Below are 1,478 nucleotides of genomic sequence, written 5' to 3'. Positions count from 1 at the left end.
CGCAATAATATCTACCTATATTATAATATAAGAGTTCACTACCTCTACGAACCTGACTTGGGGTAATAAACTGATCTGCTTTTTGCCGCATCATCTGGATATAATAACCTGCACGCTTATAATCTTTTCTATTAATATAGACATCTATGATAGCATTCAAACCATGATACATTTCTGTAGCCAGCCCATTTTTTCTGCAGAAATCATGGGCTTTGAGGGAAATACTCAAGACAGAATCCGAATTGCCCAAGTCATAATAACCACCAACCTGGTTGCGATAAGCAACTACTGCTGCCAATGTATCCTTAGCCATCCAAGCGTATTTAGCAGCAAGCTTCGCTTCTTTTATCGACATCAGAGGAGAAGATTCCTTGTTATACAAAACTACCATAGCGCCATGAATCCTAGCCAACAAGGCATAATCACACGAGGCACTCGTGGTATCAGCCAGCTCCACTGCCTTATAGTAGTTGTCGAGAGAAGCAGGGGCATCCTGCAGATCCCGATACACACAGCCTAAAAGATAATATGCCAGCATTCGCTCATTCACAGAGCCGTGCTTGTCGTAATAGGCAACCACTCGCTTCATCACGCTATCTGTGGTAAAATCCACAAAGCTCTTGTTCATCGCCTTGGCATAGATAGATCATAATGCATCTGTTGTGCCTTGCTCATATCAGGCTTCTGCGCCTTTAGACTATCAAGCATGGCTAAGGCTGTCTGTGCCGAATCCTGACAGACATCCATCAAACTATCAGCACTTGCCATCTTGGAATCCACAAAACGATTTCCGCCACATGAAACCAGCAGAAACAAAACGGTTATGATAACGATTTGCAAAAAATTATAAGTTGTCTTTCTTCTCATCATTGCATATTTCTTTTATTGGATGCAAAAATAACATTTTTTATTGGAACCAAGAATAATCATCCTGCTCGTTCAATACACCAATAATATCCAGTACGGAGTGGAATATTGGCATTCTTTGCCTTATTCCATTTACTGCCTGGTTATGGCAAGATATTGCCCTTTACCAGGGCAACTTTGTGCCATTGCCAGGCACAAAACGATACGTCGGGAGATAAAATTCAGCTGAACTATCTGTAAAAAGACTACTCTCGCTTTTACTCTTCACTCTTCACCAAATCGGCTGAAACCCCTATAAACACTGGGGGTGTGGGCAGTGAAGAGTGGTGGTTCACTCTTCACCACTCTTCACCACTCTTCACTTATCGCGAGGTTCAGCTATCATTTATTCCAAGATTTGGTCTTCATTGATGACAGGGCCTGGTCTTCATTGATGACAAAGCCTGGTCTTCATTGATGACGGAACCATTGCCTCTCTGATATTCTTTCCTCTAAAATAATAGTAAGCGGCTCCGCGTTTATACCTTGCATAATCAAAAAAAAGCAGTAACAGCTGATTAAACAAATGCTGCTACTGCTTTTTCCATCGGTCGGGAAGTAAGTCTCTATAT

Annotated in this window: 1 protein-coding gene and 1 pseudogene; both read right to left on the bottom strand. The window is 41.7% G+C overall.

Annotated elements, in window-relative coordinates; all coding sequences use genetic code 11:
• Positions 1–628, bottom strand: a pseudogene (locus tag DW830_RS15415) (hypothetical protein); the annotation flags it as partial.
• Positions 625–870 carry a hypothetical protein gene (locus DW830_RS15410; RefSeq protein WP_147487289.1) on the bottom strand — a complete coding sequence of 82 codons (246 nt, stop codon included), beginning with the start codon at positions 868–870 and terminating at the stop codon, positions 625–627. The gene DW830_RS15410 and the pseudogene DW830_RS15415, both read right to left, overlap by 4 nt.
• Positions 871–1,478: the final 608 nt, after the last annotated feature.

This window comes from Prevotella sp. AM34-19LB, assembly GCF_003468525.1.
In the GTDB taxonomy this organism is placed as follows: Bacteria; Bacteroidota; Bacteroidia; order Bacteroidales; family Bacteroidaceae; genus Prevotella.
This window is presented reverse-complemented; position numbering and strand designations above follow the sequence as displayed.

Excerpts from the sequence above, each read along its gene's own strand:
- DW830_RS15410 (WP_147487289.1), bottom strand. The coding sequence starts at position 870 with ATGATGAGAAGAAAGACAACTTATAATTTTTTGCAAATCGTTATCATA.